This window comes from Bacillus sp. FSL W8-0770, from assembly GCF_038008705.1.
In the GTDB taxonomy this organism is placed as follows: domain Bacteria; phylum Bacillota; class Bacilli; order Bacillales; family Bacillaceae_G; genus Bacillus_A; species Bacillus_A cereus.
The window spans coordinates 4,418,288-4,432,217 of sequence record NZ_JBBOZR010000001.1; the positions used below are offsets into that span (position 1 = coordinate 4,418,288).

Sequence of the window (13,930 nt, forward strand, 5' to 3'; positions counted from 1 at the left end):
CGCTCTTTCTAAGCCATCATATGGGATTATTTTTGGTAACCGCCTAATTGTTGCTCAGCTAGTGAAACTAGACGTTTAGTGATTTCACCACCAACAGAACCGTTAGCGCGAGCTGTTGCATCAGCTCCAAGTTGAACACCAAACTCTTGAGCGATTTCGTATTTCATTTGGTCTAATGCTGATTCAGCACCAGGAACCGCTAATTTATTTGTGCTACGTGACATGTTATATCACCTCCTTGTGAGTATAGAGTGTGATAAATAACATGACTTCATACACGTTTTAGATATGGTAATTTATGGTTTAGAAAAGTTCTTCAAATTTTTCTTCTTCCGCCACTACTTCTATCGTTTGTAATACCATTGTTTCTTTGTTCGCTACAGCTTCATCGATTAATGGTGTGAAATCGTATTTCGCTTCAAAACGATTTGCTTTTTCACGTTTCGGCTTCGTCGCTGGGCTTGCTGGTGTAAATACAGTACAGCAATCTTCATATGGACGAATTGAAATATCATACGTGCCGATTTCTTCAGCGATTTTAATAATCTCTAATTTATCCATCGTAATAAGCGGACGAATAACTGGGTAGTTTGTTACTTCGTTAATCGTATGCATACTATCTAACGTTTGGCTTGCTACTTGCCCAAGACTTTCACCAGTCGTAATTGCAAGTGCGTTACGCTCCTCAGCAATACGTTCTGTAATACGCATCATCATACGGCGCATAACCGTCATTGAATAGCTAGATGGGATTTCTTTATTAATCGTTTTTTGCACTTCTGTAAACGGAACAAGGTGAAGCGTTACTCGTTTACAATACTTCGTTAACTCTTGCGCTAAATCGATTACTTTTTGTTTTGCACGCTCACTTGTGAAAGGTGGACTATGGAAGTGAACTGCTTCCACAGATACGCCGCGTTTCATCGTTAAGTAAGCTGCTACTGGGCTATCAATACCACCAGAAAGAAGTACCATTACTTTTCCGCCAACGCCAACTGGTAAACCGCCAGCTCCCATACGCTCATCACACATAATGTAGCTATAACCACTGCGAATTTCTACACGTACATTTACATCTGGATTATGAACATCTACAGTAATATCTTCTGTATTTTCTAGAATGTGTCCACCAATCTCAGGTAATAATTCCATCGTTCTCATTGGGAAATGCTTATAAGAACGATGTACAGTAATTTTAAATGTTTTCACATCGCCTTTTACTTGTAAGAAAGCTGCTAATGCACCTTCTTTAATGTCTTCTAATTCTGATGGTACTTTCATCGCTAAGTTAAATTTATGAATGCCAAATACATCTTTCAATCTTTCAGATACCGCTTCATGATCTTCGCCATTTAACTGGATGTACATACGGTCATGTGTTGCATCGATTTTAATATTTGGGAATTTTTTCAGTTTGAACTTCACGTTATCTTTTAATGTGCTTACAAATTTAGAACGGTTCTTACCTTTTGTCGTCATTTCTCCATAACGCACTAAAATATATTCATATTTCAACATAATTTCTTTACCTCATCACTTCATATAATTTTGGCATCGTCTCTTTTACAATACCTTCAAATTGTTTTACTTCTTCCATTGTGTTTTCTGGTGCCAAACTAATACGAATAGCGCTTGCAGCTGCTGCATGCGGCACTCCCATTGACACTAACACTCTGCTCACTTCATTTGCTTTTGAAGAACAAGCAGATTTCGTTGACACATATACACCGTGTTCTTCTAAAGCATGAACGACTACTTCTGGTTTTAAACCAACAAATGATACATTTAAAATGTGCGGTGCTGCATATGCAAGCGACGTGTTAATCGTTACATCTTCCATCTCTTTAAAGAAACGAACAAGCTCTGCTTGTAAACTTTGCAAATGAGCTACCTTTTCTTTCACTTGTTCCATTGTCATGCGAAGTGCTTTCACCATCGCTACAATGCCAGGTAAATTCTCTGTACCAGAGCGATACTTAAGCTCTTGTTGACCACCTGATAAAATCGGATCTAATCTTACGCCATCGCGTACATAAAGAAGACCTGTTCCTTTTACACTGTGGAATTTATGTCCAGATATTGAGCAAAGATCAATATGAGAAGCATATAAATCAAGCGGTACTTTTCCTATCCCTTGTACATGATCTACATGGAATCTTATTTTCGGATGATTCGATAATAACGTTCCAATTTCAGCAACAGGCTGAATTGCTCCAGTTTCGTTGTTCACATGAATAATTGACACAAGAATCGTATCTTCACGAAGCGCTCGTTTCACATCTTCTACCGATACAACACCATGCTCGTTAACCGGTAAATATGTTACATCAAACCCGAGTTCTTCTAATTGCTTATATGCTTCAAACACAGACGCGTGTTCAATATTTGTTGTAATGACATGTTTACCACGCGAACGATTCCTCATCGCTATCCCTTTAATCGCAAGGTTATTTCCTTCCGTTCCACCTGATGTAAAAATAATTTCAGAAGGTTTAACACGAAGAAGCTGCGCTGCAATCGTTCTTGATTGTGTTAATAGACGCTCTGCCTCTCCTCCAAGCGAATGAATAGAAGAAGGATTACCAAAATATTTCCCAGCAACCGTCACGTACGATTGAAGAGCTTCTGGATATGGCTTAGTCGTCGCACTATTATCAAAATAGATCATCGTTCTTCCCCTTTCAGCGCTATCACATCGTATAATCATATCATAAATACGTGTCATTACGCTAAGACTACGCAAAGGTTCCGTTATATTTTAAAACGAATAACCTTACTGTATTCCGCTATTCATTATAGCAACATCGTCTGCAAAATTACACAAAAAAACAAACCCTTATGAAAGGGTTTGTTCATTGTCTACATATTCAGCTATTTTTTGAACAACGCCAGGCTCAAGTTGCTCTAATACTGAAGCCGCTTGTTCTAAAGCTGCATCGTATTGGTATTCACGGAATAATTTCTCAGCATAATTTAAACTTTCTGCTAGGTTTTCATCATGACTGCGGTAACGGTTACCGTACTGAATTAATTTTTCCACTAAATACGCTTGTCCAATTAACTCTTCTGTCATTTCAGCTACACCGTTCACAGTTGTATATGCTTCTTCTAAACTGCTATTTACAGCGTTCATATTTAACGGCTTCACTTCTAATTGTTTATATACAGCTTGCATTGCCATTTGCCCTCTTTTTAAATCTTCCATAATACTCTCTGGAAGACCTGGCAAATTCGACTTTTGCATAAAGCGTTTCGTTTCGAAAATAGTATTTCGCATTTCTTGTAACTTCTCACGTGCTTCAAATTCTTCTTTGCGCATCGCTTGCAGCATTTCTTTATATTCTGCATGAAGTACTTTTAACGTTTCACATTGCTCATAAACCTCTTCTAGTTCCTCACGAATAATAGAGAAGGCAATATCTTGTTCTGCAACGCGTAATTGTAGCATTTCAAAACGTTTCGTTAAAATGTGCATTTGCTTTTCAATTACTTTTTGAGACTCAATGTCTTTATCTTGTAACTGATAGCTTTGTTTCACAAGTTGTGTTTCTGTTTTCGTTTCAATCGTTTCGATGCGCATTTCTTCTAAATCATCATAAACAGAAAGTGTTTTTTGCTCCACATAATGTCTCGCATGTACTTCTTGTTCCAGTTGATCGTAGAAGCCATCTAAACGTGTTTTTAAGTTTTCTACTTTTTCAGCCGCTTCTGTTATATGAAGCTCCTGTATATCCATTAAACATGTTTGTAGTTGTTTCGTCATATCACGAACTTCTTTAGGGACTTCCAAATAATCTAATACATAACCTTGTCTTACCATATCATTGTGTCCGTGTAATAAATCTTCCAGCTGAACTGGTAACGTCGCTTGACACTCTACCAATAAATCTGGAATTTGGTGAATAATGATTTCTAAATCTGCTAAACCTTCTTCCAAACTAATAACAATTTCTCTCGCTTTTAAATAGTCGCCATTGTTTGTCGCTTCTTCAAAGGTTTTAAATTTCTCAGATTCAGCGTCTAGCATCTCTTCGATTTTCTGCTCTGCTGCTCCATACATATGTCTATGAGCAAGAACACTCTTTTTCATACTACGATATGTATCACGTAACCCTTCAATTTCCGAGCTATTTTTCTCATGGCTTTCTAACAATTGCTGTAATTCATTTAAAATGTCCGTAATACGATTATCAGCGTCATCTAAACCACTTATGGATTCGTTCATCGCATGCTTTGCTTTTCGGAAGGAGAATTGCGAGGCGAATTTTCGCGCTTGCGCTAAATCTTTGTCAGCTTTCGGAAGGGTTGTTGATACAATTTCATCCCATTCTTCACGCCATTTACCAAACAGTTCTTCTGTTTGACCCGTCATGTTTAAATCTTTTACCCGTTTTAGTTCATCTGCCACAGGTTTATCTTTTATCTCTTGTTTCCACTGCTCCAGTGCTTCAATATCTTTATATGAACGATTTCTTATCACAAGCTCTATCATGAGCAGCACTAGAATAGAGCTTACTACAATGATAACGATCGTCAGGATAGAATCCATGCAAAAAAGCCTCCTAGTTATATCTCTTTTTTTGTCCGTTCCGTTTATGAAATGGAAGGCATTATGTATAAAAAGGGAATTCCCCTATATTTAACAACTAACAATGTACTAATCATACCATGTAATGGTTTGTTTTTGACCTAGTTTTTTTAAAAATTTCATGTTCCTTTCAATGTGATTGTAATCTTTCTCAATATTCCGCCTACGTCACTACCTATCCTCAAATGATTGTAATAACAAACAATCTTTCGTATGGGATACGAAATAAATTTTCCGCATGAGTGGTGGTTCAACAGAAATTACATGTACATTTCCTTGCCTTACAGACTGCTCTACTGCCCTTTCTGGAAGTAACGTGATACCAAGGCCAGCTTTTACCATTGCAAGCATCGGTTCTGCGTAAGATGTTTCCACAGCTATAGTTGGTTTTACACCTATTTCATGAAACATGTTCATAATCATTTTCCTTACATCACATATTTCTGGATATACAATTAATTTTTCATTGTGCAGCTCTTCTATTTGAATGACTATCTTCTCTTTGTACGGATGATTATTTGAAATAGCACAAACAATTTTCTCTTGTTGCACTTCTTTTATATACGTAGCACCTTCTACTACTGAATCGATGAACATCGCGTCAATCTCCCGCGCTTTAAATAACTCTCTTAATACTTCCGTATGTCCGATTTGCCATTCCACTTCGAACTCATCACCTAATATATCTTTACATTCTGATATGTAATGCTCCGCTAAACTCGGTAGTATACCAATTGAAAACTTCCGGTTCTCTTGATACCCCCTCATTTCTGTTTTCACTTCATTTATTTGCTCCAAAATTGGTAACATTCTTTTTATAAATAACTCTCCTGCCTCCGTTAACTCTACTCCTTGCGCAGAACGTTTAAGTAAAGTAACCTCTAAATCCGCTTCTAACTTTTGAATTTGTTTACTAAGCGCTGGTTGAGATATATGTAAAATCTTACTTGCCTTTGATAAACTTCGCGTATGCTTCACTTCAATAAACGATCGTACTGCCTCCAAATCCATCGTACACACCTCTAACAAAAAGTTATAACCGTTATAAGAAATCGATATTTCCTCCTATAAACAATTACTCTTTATACTTATTTCATCAACTTACTATAACGAAATGTAAAGGGGAAAGATACTCTTGAACAAAAAACAAATGCTACTCGGATCCTTTCTATGCTTACTCGCCGTCACTGCCTGGGGATTTATGTTTCCTGTAATGGCAAATGCTCTGCAATTTATCGATCCATTCTTCTTCACAACGCTTCGCTATGGATCAGCAGCTATTATTTTTCTTATTTTGCTATTAATTACTGAAGGAAAGACTTCACTCCGCTTAGAAAAAAGAACACTTTCTCTATTCTTTTACGGGACAGTCGGTTTCGCGGGGTATGGTTTTCTCGTTTTCTACGGACAACAACTTGCCGGACCTTCCGGAGCAATCCATGCAGCTATGATTCAATCCCTTATGCCACTGATTGCCTTATCACTGCAATGGATAACGAAAAATCGCCGCCCACAAAACTATACATTCCTTTGTATGTTTGTTGCATTACTTGGTGTTATGCTTGTCATTTCAAAAGGAAATATTGAATTACTATTTGGAGCTGCAAGCCACTTATCAACAAATATATTGATGCTATGCGGCGTTACTTGCTGGGTCATTTATACAAACGGGGGTGCTCGTTTTCAATCTTGGTCACCACTTAGGTACACGACATTAACTTGTTTATTTGGCTCCATTTCACTCATCGTTATTGTTACTTTCTTAACGTACACAAATATAGTTACTATACCGTCACTGCGTACAGTTGTGAGCGTTCGTTTTGAGCTCTTTTATATGTCGATTATCGCAGGCGTTATCGCTGTATTTTGCTGGAATATGGGAAATCGCTATATTTCATCTATTAACGGCATATTATTTATGAATTTAGTTCCTATCCTTGCACTGATTGGTTCTATCTTTCGAGGTTATACAGTGGATAAAATTGAAATCGCTGGAGCTGCATTAACAATTATCGCGCTATTATGTAACAATTTATGGCAAAGAAAAGTAAACATAAAAATCCCCACCTCAGTTCGTTAGGTGGGGATTCTTCACATATGAACAGCTCTTGGCCATTCATGGTACATATTCGCTTTACATAATGCTTGTTCCATCCATTGCTCAATCTCTTTCGTATACATTTCTATGAAAAATGTCTCAGACGGGAAAGAATGGAGTACTTCTGATATATATTGTGGATATAAAAACGGCATACTTATCATACCTTTTAATTGCGTCATAAACATTGTAAATGATACTTTCTGAAATTCTTGTTTCATTTGTCCTTGTCTAATCATTTGTTCTATATAATATCTTTCTTTAGAAAAATAAACGGTCATCACTTCACGAATTAATGTCGTATCAAGCGAAAGCTCTCGGTAGAAGAAACGTGTTAGTTCTCTATTTTCAAATTGATATCGTAAAATCCCACGCACCATTTGCACCATTACATCTTTAGCCGACAAATACTCTCTCTGTTCAAACGACATTTCAATCACATGAATATATCCTTCTAAAAAATCAGTAATAAGCTGTTCTAATAAACCTTGCTTCCCAGCAAAATAATATGAAATATTCGCTACATTCACATCCGCTCGCTTTGCAATGTCTCGCACTGACGTTCCATCATAACCTTTCGTATTAAACAACGATATTGCCGCATCAATTACTTTTTGTTTCGTCTGCTTCATGCGCTCACTTCCCTTCACTGAACAGCTATAGTTTAAATTTCTTGACTTTTAAGACAAATTCCTTTAATTTTCTATCGACAAAGTCATGTGAAATACATCGTATTTTGCTAATATTTTACACATCTCGATAAAAAAGGAGCTGTTTCCATGTTTACTAAAGAAAGTTATGCAGGATCTCGCGTGCAGCAATATGAGACAGTAATTAAACAACTGGATGCGTTATTAACTGGCGAATCAAACGTAGTCGCAAACTTATCAAATGCGTCCGCATTATTAAACCAATTTTTAGATCGCGTTAATTGGGTTGGCTTTTACGTAACAGAAGGAACTCAGCTTGTTCTTGGACCGTTCCAAGGAATGCCTGCTTGCGTGCGCATTCCATTTGGACGAGGCGTTTGCGGCGTAGCAGCTGAAACGAAAACAACACAGCTTGTAGCAGACGTTCACCAATTCCCAGGTCACATCGCTTGCGATAGTGCTTCTAATTCAGAAATCGTTGTACCGATTGTGAAAGAAGGAGCTGTCATTGGTGTACTTGACATTGATAGTCCTGAAAAGAATCGTTTCGATGAAGTAGATCAGCGCTATTTAGAAAAGTTTGTGGAAACACTCCTAAAACATATGTAAAAAGAAAAGAGCGAGTTATCGATTTAGTACGTCCTGTACAAAACCGATAACTCACTCTTTTTTATTGATTAACAGTAGATATTTTCTTTAATGCCTGCTCTAAATCAGAAACGATATCCTCCCACGATTCTAAACCGACTGATAAGCGTATTAAATTATCGAAAATGCCCATTTCTTTTCTTAGTTCAGCTGGAATCGCAGCGTGCGTCATCGTTGCTGGATGCTGAATTAACGTTTCTGTATCTCCTAAACTCACCGCAATTGTAATAAAGTGAAGATCATTAATAAACGCTTGCGTCTCTTCTTTTCCGCCTTTTACTGAAAAAGAAATAACACCGCCCCCGCGTTTCATTTGACGAGATGCTAACTCCCCTTCTGGATACCAAACACCTTCTACCGCATCATGTTTTCTTAGGAACGATACAATTTTTTCTGCATTATCACAATGACGATCCATTCTTACTGCTAACGTCTTTAACCCGCGTAATAATAACCACGCATCAAACGGTGCCATAATACCGCCGATATCCTTTCGCATCGGGCGAATCTTTTCAGCTAATGCTTTCGTTTTACAAATTGTTACGCCCGCTACAACGTCACCGTGACCACCAATATATTTTGTCGCACTATGCACAACAGCGTCACAGCCAAGCTCAAGCGGTCTTTGTAAATAAGGTGAACAAAATGTATTATCAACAATAACAAGTAAGCCATTTCGCTTTGCAACCCGAATCACTTGTTTTAAATCAATTAATTTCATTGTCGGATTAATCGGTGTTTCAACGAAAATAAGCTTTGTATTTGGGCGAATTTTATTTTCAATATCAACCTCTGTCTCCATATCACAAAACGAATGCGTAATCATAAATTTTTCTTCTAACACTTCTAAAAAACCGTACGTGCATCCATATAATCCATTTGAACAAATAATATGATCTCCAGCTTTTAGAAAACCGATTAACGTTGCTGAAATAGCTGCCATACCAGATCCGAAGGCAAGTGCTTCTTCTCCTCCTTCTAACAACGCCATACGTTCTTCAAATAATTTCACAGTTGGATTTCCAAGCCGTGAGTAAATATAAGATGGATCCACTCCCGCAAAACTCGCCTCTCCTTGCTGCGCAGTCTCAAATGTAAATGTAGAAGTTTGAAATAAAGGTGGTGTTAAACTTCCTTTATGTTCCTCAGGTGTATAACCGTGGTGAATTAACGCTGTCTCCATATGCTTCTTTTTCATAAAAACATCCCCCTTATGTTTTTATTGCCGCATATTCATCCATAAAAATTTGATGAACGTTTTCCTTCATTTTATGTAAGCGTTTTATTTGTGTTTCTATCTCTTCTTCTATATTGTTTTAAATTCCTTCTTATATTAATTCCCAAAATTTTTATGCATAAAACAAAAACGTACTCGCTTGACGAAACTCTGGGTAAAAGATATAATAGCGTTTGTGTAAAATAAAAAGGCAGCCTTGTAATGTGAGTTTATCGTTTGTATTTTGTTCCTCTACGGAGGTGTATCTCGTAACTCCCTGCTGCTGGAGCGAAGGTACATGAAAACAAAATGCCCGTAAATATCGATTACGTCTGTTTTTATTTTACGTAAATAAAAACATTTTTAAAGGAGGAGTCAACTATGGCTCGTTATACAGGTCCAGCTTGGAAACTGTCTCGTCGTCTTGGAATCTCTCTAAGCGGCACAGGAAAAGAATTAGAAAAACGCCCTTACGCACCAGGTCCTCACGGTCCTAACCAACGTAAGAAACTTTCAGAATACGGTTTACAATTACAAGAGAAACAAAAACTTCGTCACATGTACGGCATGACTGAGCGTCAATTCCGTCGCACATTTGACCAAGCAGGTAAAATGCCTGGTAAGCACGGCGAAAACTTCATGATCCTTCTTGAAGCTCGTCTTGACAACTTAGTTTACCGTATGGGCTTAGCTCGCACTCGTCGTGCAGCTCGCCAATTAGTAAACCACGGTCACATCATGGTTGATGGCGCTCGCGTAGATATCCCATCTTACCGTGTAAAACCTGGTCAAACTATCAGCGTTCGCGAAAAATCTAACAGCCTTGTTGTTGTTAAAGAAGCGATCGAAGTTAACAACTTCGTACCAGAATACTTAACTTTCGATGCTGACAAATTAGAAGCTACTTACACTCGTCACGCTGAGCGTTCTGAGTTACCAGCTGAAATCAACGAAGCATTAATCGTAGAGTTCTACTCTCGTTAATTAAATCGCTTTGTAGATACTAGTATTAAAAACCCTAGAAACGTTATTATAACGCCTTTTCTAGGGTTTTTTGCTGTTCTTATGGTTTGTAAAATACCTTAAATAAAATTAATCATTTTGGGGAGGTTTTTGGGGGACTTTTTGGATAAAATAAGCGTGGGCAAATGCTATTTCCCCTATATATTTCAATAGGAATATATATCCAAGATATAATAAAAAGCCACACTCCTTTGAATGTGACTACATTAATTCATCATCTATTAACCTACTCTCTTCTTTATAATACTTTTCAATTACTCACATTATAGAACGCTGATTTTTATAAGAGTCAGTCCGGAAGTTGAATTTTTCTTTTTCATTAGGTGAATCTAAGAAAGAAGCACACCAAAAAATATATTCCGTACTATGGCTCCTTAATTCTTTTGCAAAACTATTCTCTTCATTTAAGTTAATCCATATGTACACTTTATGATTTAACAATTCAAATTTAATCTTTTTCTTCTCATTTTCATCTGTTTCTTCAAAACACTTTCTACCTAAATCAAGAACTTTTGTAATATGATCCATTAAATCCTTTTGCATCCTTCTTTTCTCAGGCAATGATACAGTCACCTTACGGTCTTTCTCTTTGTTTTGATTTAAGGTTCTAGCACTATAAATTGACAATAATAAAGTAAAAAAAGATATAACCAGCGTACCAAATTTAATCCAATCCATTTTTCCCCTCCTTATGTAGTAAATACATATTACCACATAAGGTTATCACTATATAGTAAACCCCTTTTATCACATTACTTCACATTTTTTTTAGCTTCCTCTTCACCCTTACGAGCAGCTAATATACGTGGAACCGATGTTTTCATAAAAAACTCTGCCATTTTTAACGCTGTTTCTTCACTAGGTGGATTATCTAAAATAGTTCGTTCTTTTCTTTCTATAAGATTCTTCCTTTCATTCATAACTTTTTACCTCTTTTCTTTTTATCCCCTTTGTAAGTGAATATCGTACACAACTTACCATCTTCCAGAACAACTTTTCTGTCATAATCCGCTAGAATTTCCTCACGATTTATTTTTTCTACTTTCTCACCAACTCGCCAGTATCCAGCACGAAGCAGAAATTCAGAATACCCTTCTGGAATCGGTAATTCATAACCATCTAAGGTAATTTTAGTTACTTCAATACCTTCTCTAATTATCATCGAATCACCCTTTTAATTTTGAATATGGATAAGTTTGATTTAATATAAAAAATACCTTCAAATATTTTATAAATGAATATAAAAAAGGGTATGAATAATGTTCACAACCTTTTTCGTGATGTCATAGTAAAGGCGTGCCTCATTTTTTCTTTTTAGTTTTTATACTTCCAACTTTTTCTATTGTTGTTCTAAGTTTCCCATCTTCCCCCACAAACCAATGGTATTCATATCCATCTTTTATGTATCTACTCGGGCACGGTTCACTACTTTCACATGGTGTTCCATATTTATCAAGCAAATCGTAAATTCTTTGTGATACTTCTCTTTTTCCAACAGGTGTATTAATGTAAGGCATCATAATCCCTCCAATTATTATCGTTATTGTTTATTCATAATAAAAAATCATTCTTTCAGTTGGAATATGGATAAGTTCGCTTAGAGGTATATTAATACCTCTAATAAACTCATTACAATGTAATATTTACAGTTATCTCCTTAAATCGGTATAATTTACTTATTAAAGGAGGGAGATTTTTGAGTTTAAATATGTATTTAGGGGAAGTACAGGCTCAAACACAAAGTATGAATGCTTTCTGTACCGCTACTATTCAAGGTATGGAACAAGCTATTCAGTCGATTGATGCTTTTACCAGTGATACTGTTCTACAAGGGCAAACTTACGATAGCGCAAAAGCATTCTTTGCAGAAACTTTTCGTCCTTTGGCACAAGGAATCATTTACTTATGTGAGGAATTAATTCGTCAGAACGATGCCTTTCCAAGTCAATTTCAATCACAGGTAGCTTCAACAGATGTTATTGAACAAGAAATATTAGAACAAATTCGAGAAATTGACCGAATGATAGCAAGTACAGAAGCCCTCCATCAAACTATGCCAATTTCGGGCATGGACGCTATGGTAAATCTTTCCATTGCCATGAGGCGCAAACTTCAAGAAAAGTTAGATCATTTGTATCAGTTCAACCAAACATCTAGTAATAACTATAATACAGCAATTCAATTAGCCGCTAGCATTGCGACGGGGCTTGCTGAAGTTCAAAGTGGGAAAGGTTTTAGTCCAGCAAGTGGTACATTTAGTACACAAGGATTAAATATGGAGTGGGCGACTTCAATTCAAGCGATTGCAGAAGATAGGAATCGTCAGGCTGATAATTCAATCGAAGAAGGTGCAATGTGTGGTAAACCAAAATCTGATTTAGAGAAAGCTTGGGATGGTCTTTATGATGGTGCAGGAAAAGGTGTTGGAGATGCTTGGGAAGGATTTAAAGCGTTAGGTGACGGCGAAACATGGTCAGACATGTGGGATGCTGTTGTCAATTATGATGAGACTCTTCCTGCTATGTGGAACGCTTTCTCAGATTCTTTTATGAATGACGTTTGGCATGGCGATGTTGAAAGTGGATTCCGCTGGGGTTCTTATTTAGTAACATCAGTCGGTCTAGGGTTACTTGGTGGGAAAGGTCTTGATAAGGCTTCTAAACTTGCTAGAGGAGCAAACATGTACAAAGTAACTGCAGCTTTTCCACCACGTTTACAACCTGCTTTTGCAGGTGTTGGTCTCACTGGTGAAGCAATAGTAAGCACACTTCCACCATCAGGAAATTGGGTTAATTATTTAAGCGGTTATCTTATGTTTGCTAGACCATCTTGGAGACAATCAGAACTTGACGTAGGTAAGGAGTATCCTAACTATGACGACCAAGTTGCTTTTAAAGACAGAGAAGAAGTTTCAAAAGTTACAAAAGGTAGTACAAGACCTGATTTTTACACAAAGGGTCACAGCTTGGAAGTGAAAAATTATGACTTGTCTACTTCATCAAAAAGAAGTAACCTAGTTAGAGTTATTGTTAAACAAGTTAATGATAGGGTTGATAATTTACCTATAGGTACAAAGCAAACTGTCATCATTGATATACGAGGACAAACTGTTCCTGAAGAGGCCTTATTTGATATCGTAAGAAAAATAAGAGAAAAGTCTAAAGAAACACCCGAGGTAATATTTAAGCGAGAGGATTGATATTAATGGCAGTAGGATTTAAAGTAGATATATTTTTCTATGAAACAGGACACCCTGATTTTTTACATAGCTTTTTTTCAACCATGTCATATCATACAGAGTCTGAAGGTTGGGGCACTAAGTACCCACTATTAATGAAGAATTTATATTTCGACAAGTTACGTTGGGAGGACACAGAAGAAGCACTTCAAAATGTAGAAGAGATAAGAAAAATTTTAAGTGAATTACCTCCTGCAGAAGTCATTTGGGATATTGAGCACATGGAAAAACAGCCACCTTGGGGAAATAAAATCCCTAATAAAATAACTAGTTTAGCCAATTATCATGCTACTCCAACAGGTACAACTTTTTTAGATTTACTAAGCAACGCTTTAAACACTGCAAAAAGAAACAAAATTGATATAACAATTTCAAATCTAGGAAAATAAATCCTGCTAGATATCTTATGGTTTCATTTGAGTTTTATCACTTTACGCTTCGAGGCTGAGGCTGAATAAAAACATTTAAG

16 protein-coding genes are annotated in these 13,930 nt (G+C 36.8%); 5 read left to right on the forward strand and 11 right to left on the reverse strand.

All coding sequences use genetic code 11. The annotated features are described in order from the left end of the window. Nucleotides 1-26: 26 nt before the first annotated feature. The 5 genes from NST27_RS22735 to NST27_RS22755 all read right to left on the reverse strand — a co-directional run bounded on the left by NST27_RS22735 (nt 27) and on the right by NST27_RS22755 (nt 5,599). Entirely contained in the window at nt 27-224 is a 198-nt protein-coding gene (locus tag NST27_RS22735; protein WP_000091640.1) for an alpha/beta-type small acid-soluble spore protein, read from the reverse strand. A 79-nt stretch (nt 225-303) separates the two neighbouring features. Beyond that, on the reverse strand, nt 304-1,518 hold the full coding sequence (gene thiI / locus NST27_RS22740; protein WP_000922336.1) for a tRNA uracil 4-sulfurtransferase ThiI: 1,215 nt from the start codon (nt 1,516-1,518) through the stop codon (nt 304-306). A 7-nt stretch (nt 1,519-1,525) separates the two neighbouring features. Next, complete coding sequence (locus NST27_RS22745; RefSeq protein WP_047386962.1) at nt 1,526-2,668, reverse strand: cysteine desulfurase family protein; 1,143 nt, start codon at nt 2,666-2,668, stop codon at nt 1,526-1,528. Between the two features lie 168 nt (nt 2,669-2,836). Continuing rightward, the gene (gene ezrA, locus NST27_RS22750; protein WP_047386963.1) at nt 2,837-4,549 is read right to left on the reverse strand and encodes a septation ring formation regulator EzrA; all 1,713 of its coding nucleotides are present in this window, start codon (nt 4,547-4,549) and stop codon (nt 2,837-2,839) included. Nucleotides 4,550-4,759: 210 nt separating this feature from the next. After that, the gene (locus NST27_RS22755; protein ID WP_000362531.1) at nt 4,760-5,599 is read right to left on the reverse strand and encodes a LysR family transcriptional regulator; all 840 of its coding nucleotides are present in this window, start codon (nt 5,597-5,599) and stop codon (nt 4,760-4,762) included. A gap of 124 nt (nt 5,600-5,723) precedes the next feature. Between NST27_RS22755 and NST27_RS22760 the strand changes: the two genes are divergently transcribed. Then, nucleotides 5,724-6,668: a DMT family transporter gene (locus tag NST27_RS22760; RefSeq protein ID WP_001986680.1), complete on the forward strand. Its 945-nt coding sequence runs from the start codon at nt 5,724-5,726 to the stop codon at nt 6,666-6,668. Between the two features lie 11 nt (nt 6,669-6,679). Here NST27_RS22760 and refZ read toward each other — a convergent pair whose 3' ends face one another. Continuing rightward, nucleotides 6,680-7,318, reverse strand: a complete 639-nt coding sequence (gene refZ / locus NST27_RS22765; protein ID WP_000814923.1) for a forespore capture DNA-binding protein RefZ — start codon at nt 7,316-7,318, stop codon at nt 6,680-6,682. A 147-nt stretch (nt 7,319-7,465) separates the two neighbouring features. Between refZ and NST27_RS22770 the strand changes: the two genes are divergently transcribed. Next, complete coding sequence (locus NST27_RS22770) at nt 7,466-7,945, forward strand: GAF domain-containing protein (RefSeq protein ID WP_000494342.1); 480 nt, start codon at nt 7,466-7,468, stop codon at nt 7,943-7,945. 61 nt (nt 7,946-8,006) lie between these two features. On the opposite strand, the gene megL is transcribed toward NST27_RS22770, so the two are convergent. Further along, entirely contained in the window at nt 8,007-9,182 is a 1,176-nt protein-coding gene (gene megL, locus NST27_RS22775; RefSeq protein ID WP_000726564.1) for a methionine gamma-lyase, read from the reverse strand. Between the two features lie 399 nt (nt 9,183-9,581). Between megL and rpsD the strand changes: the two genes are divergently transcribed. Next, nucleotides 9,582-10,184: a 30S ribosomal protein S4 gene (gene rpsD, locus NST27_RS22780; protein WP_000135317.1), complete on the forward strand. Its 603-nt coding sequence runs from the start codon at nt 9,582-9,584 to the stop codon at nt 10,182-10,184. Nucleotides 10,185-10,481: 297 nt separating this feature from the next. Here the strand turns inward: rpsD and NST27_RS22785 are convergent, their stop codons facing one another. From NST27_RS22785 to NST27_RS22800, 4 genes are all read right to left on the reverse strand, one after another. Continuing rightward, on the reverse strand, nt 10,482-10,901 hold the full coding sequence (locus NST27_RS22785; protein ID WP_000383806.1) for a hypothetical protein: 420 nt from the start codon (nt 10,899-10,901) through the stop codon (nt 10,482-10,484). 74 nt (nt 10,902-10,975) lie between these two features. Beyond that, entirely contained in the window at nt 10,976-11,143 is a 168-nt protein-coding gene (locus NST27_RS22790; RefSeq protein WP_001005733.1) for a hypothetical protein, read from the reverse strand. Next, on the reverse strand, nt 11,140-11,385 hold the full coding sequence (locus NST27_RS22795) for a hypothetical protein (RefSeq protein WP_000586754.1): 246 nt from the start codon (nt 11,383-11,385) through the stop codon (nt 11,140-11,142). Before NST27_RS22795 ends, NST27_RS22790 begins: the two co-directional genes overlap by 4 nt. Before the next feature lie 139 nt (nt 11,386-11,524). Continuing rightward, nucleotides 11,525-11,740 (reverse strand): hypothetical protein, encoded by a 216-nt coding sequence (locus NST27_RS22800; protein ID WP_001146351.1) that lies wholly within the window; start codon nt 11,738-11,740, stop codon nt 11,525-11,527. Nucleotides 11,741-11,919: 179 nt separating this feature from the next. On the opposite strand from NST27_RS22800, the gene NST27_RS22805 reads away from it, so the two are divergent. Beyond that, nucleotides 11,920-13,422, forward strand: a complete 1,503-nt coding sequence (locus tag NST27_RS22805) for a T7SS effector LXG polymorphic toxin (protein ID WP_047386966.1) — start codon at nt 11,920-11,922, stop codon at nt 13,420-13,422. 5 nt (nt 13,423-13,427) lie between these two features. Beyond that, nucleotides 13,428-13,850, forward strand: coding sequence for an immunity 70 family protein (locus tag NST27_RS22810; RefSeq protein ID WP_000268162.1), 423 nt, complete (start codon nt 13,428-13,430; stop codon nt 13,848-13,850). The last annotated feature ends 80 nt before the right edge of the window (nt 13,851-13,930 follow it).

Coding starts and splice junctions, on each gene's coding strand:
- NST27_RS22735 (WP_000091640.1), bottom strand. CDS start 224: ATGTCACGTAGCACAAATAAATTAGCGGTTCCTGGTGCTGAATCAGCA.
- thiI (WP_000922336.1), bottom strand. CDS start 1,518: ATGTTGAAATATGAATATATTTTAGTGCGTTATGGAGAAATGACGACA.
- NST27_RS22745 (WP_047386962.1), bottom strand. CDS start 2,668: ATGATCTATTTTGATAATAGTGCGACGACTAAGCCATATCCAGAAGCT.
- ezrA (WP_047386963.1), bottom strand. CDS start 4,549: ATGGATTCTATCCTGACGATCGTTATCATTGTAGTAAGCTCTATTCTA.
- NST27_RS22755 (WP_000362531.1), bottom strand. CDS start 5,599: ATGGATTTGGAGGCAGTACGATCGTTTATTGAAGTGAAGCATACGCGA.
- refZ (WP_000814923.1), bottom strand. CDS start 7,318: ATGAAGCAGACGAAACAAAAAGTAATTGATGCGGCAATATCGTTGTTT.
- NST27_RS22770 (WP_000494342.1), top strand. CDS start 7,466: ATGTTTACTAAAGAAAGTTATGCAGGATCTCGCGTGCAGCAATATGAG.
- megL (WP_000726564.1), bottom strand. CDS start 9,182: ATGAAAAAGAAGCATATGGAGACAGCGTTAATTCACCACGGTTATACA.
- rpsD (WP_000135317.1), top strand. CDS start 9,582: ATGGCTCGTTATACAGGTCCAGCTTGGAAACTGTCTCGTCGTCTTGGA.
- NST27_RS22785 (WP_000383806.1), bottom strand. CDS start 10,901: ATGGATTGGATTAAATTTGGTACGCTGGTTATATCTTTTTTTACTTTA.
- NST27_RS22790 (WP_001005733.1), bottom strand. CDS start 11,143: ATGAATGAAAGGAAGAATCTTATAGAAAGAAAAGAACGAACTATTTTA.
- NST27_RS22795 (WP_000586754.1), bottom strand. CDS start 11,385: ATGATAATTAGAGAAGGTATTGAAGTAACTAAAATTACCTTAGATGGT.
- NST27_RS22800 (WP_001146351.1), bottom strand. CDS start 11,740: ATGCCTTACATTAATACACCTGTTGGAAAAAGAGAAGTATCACAAAGA.
- NST27_RS22810 (WP_000268162.1), top strand. CDS start 13,428: ATGGCAGTAGGATTTAAAGTAGATATATTTTTCTATGAAACAGGACAC.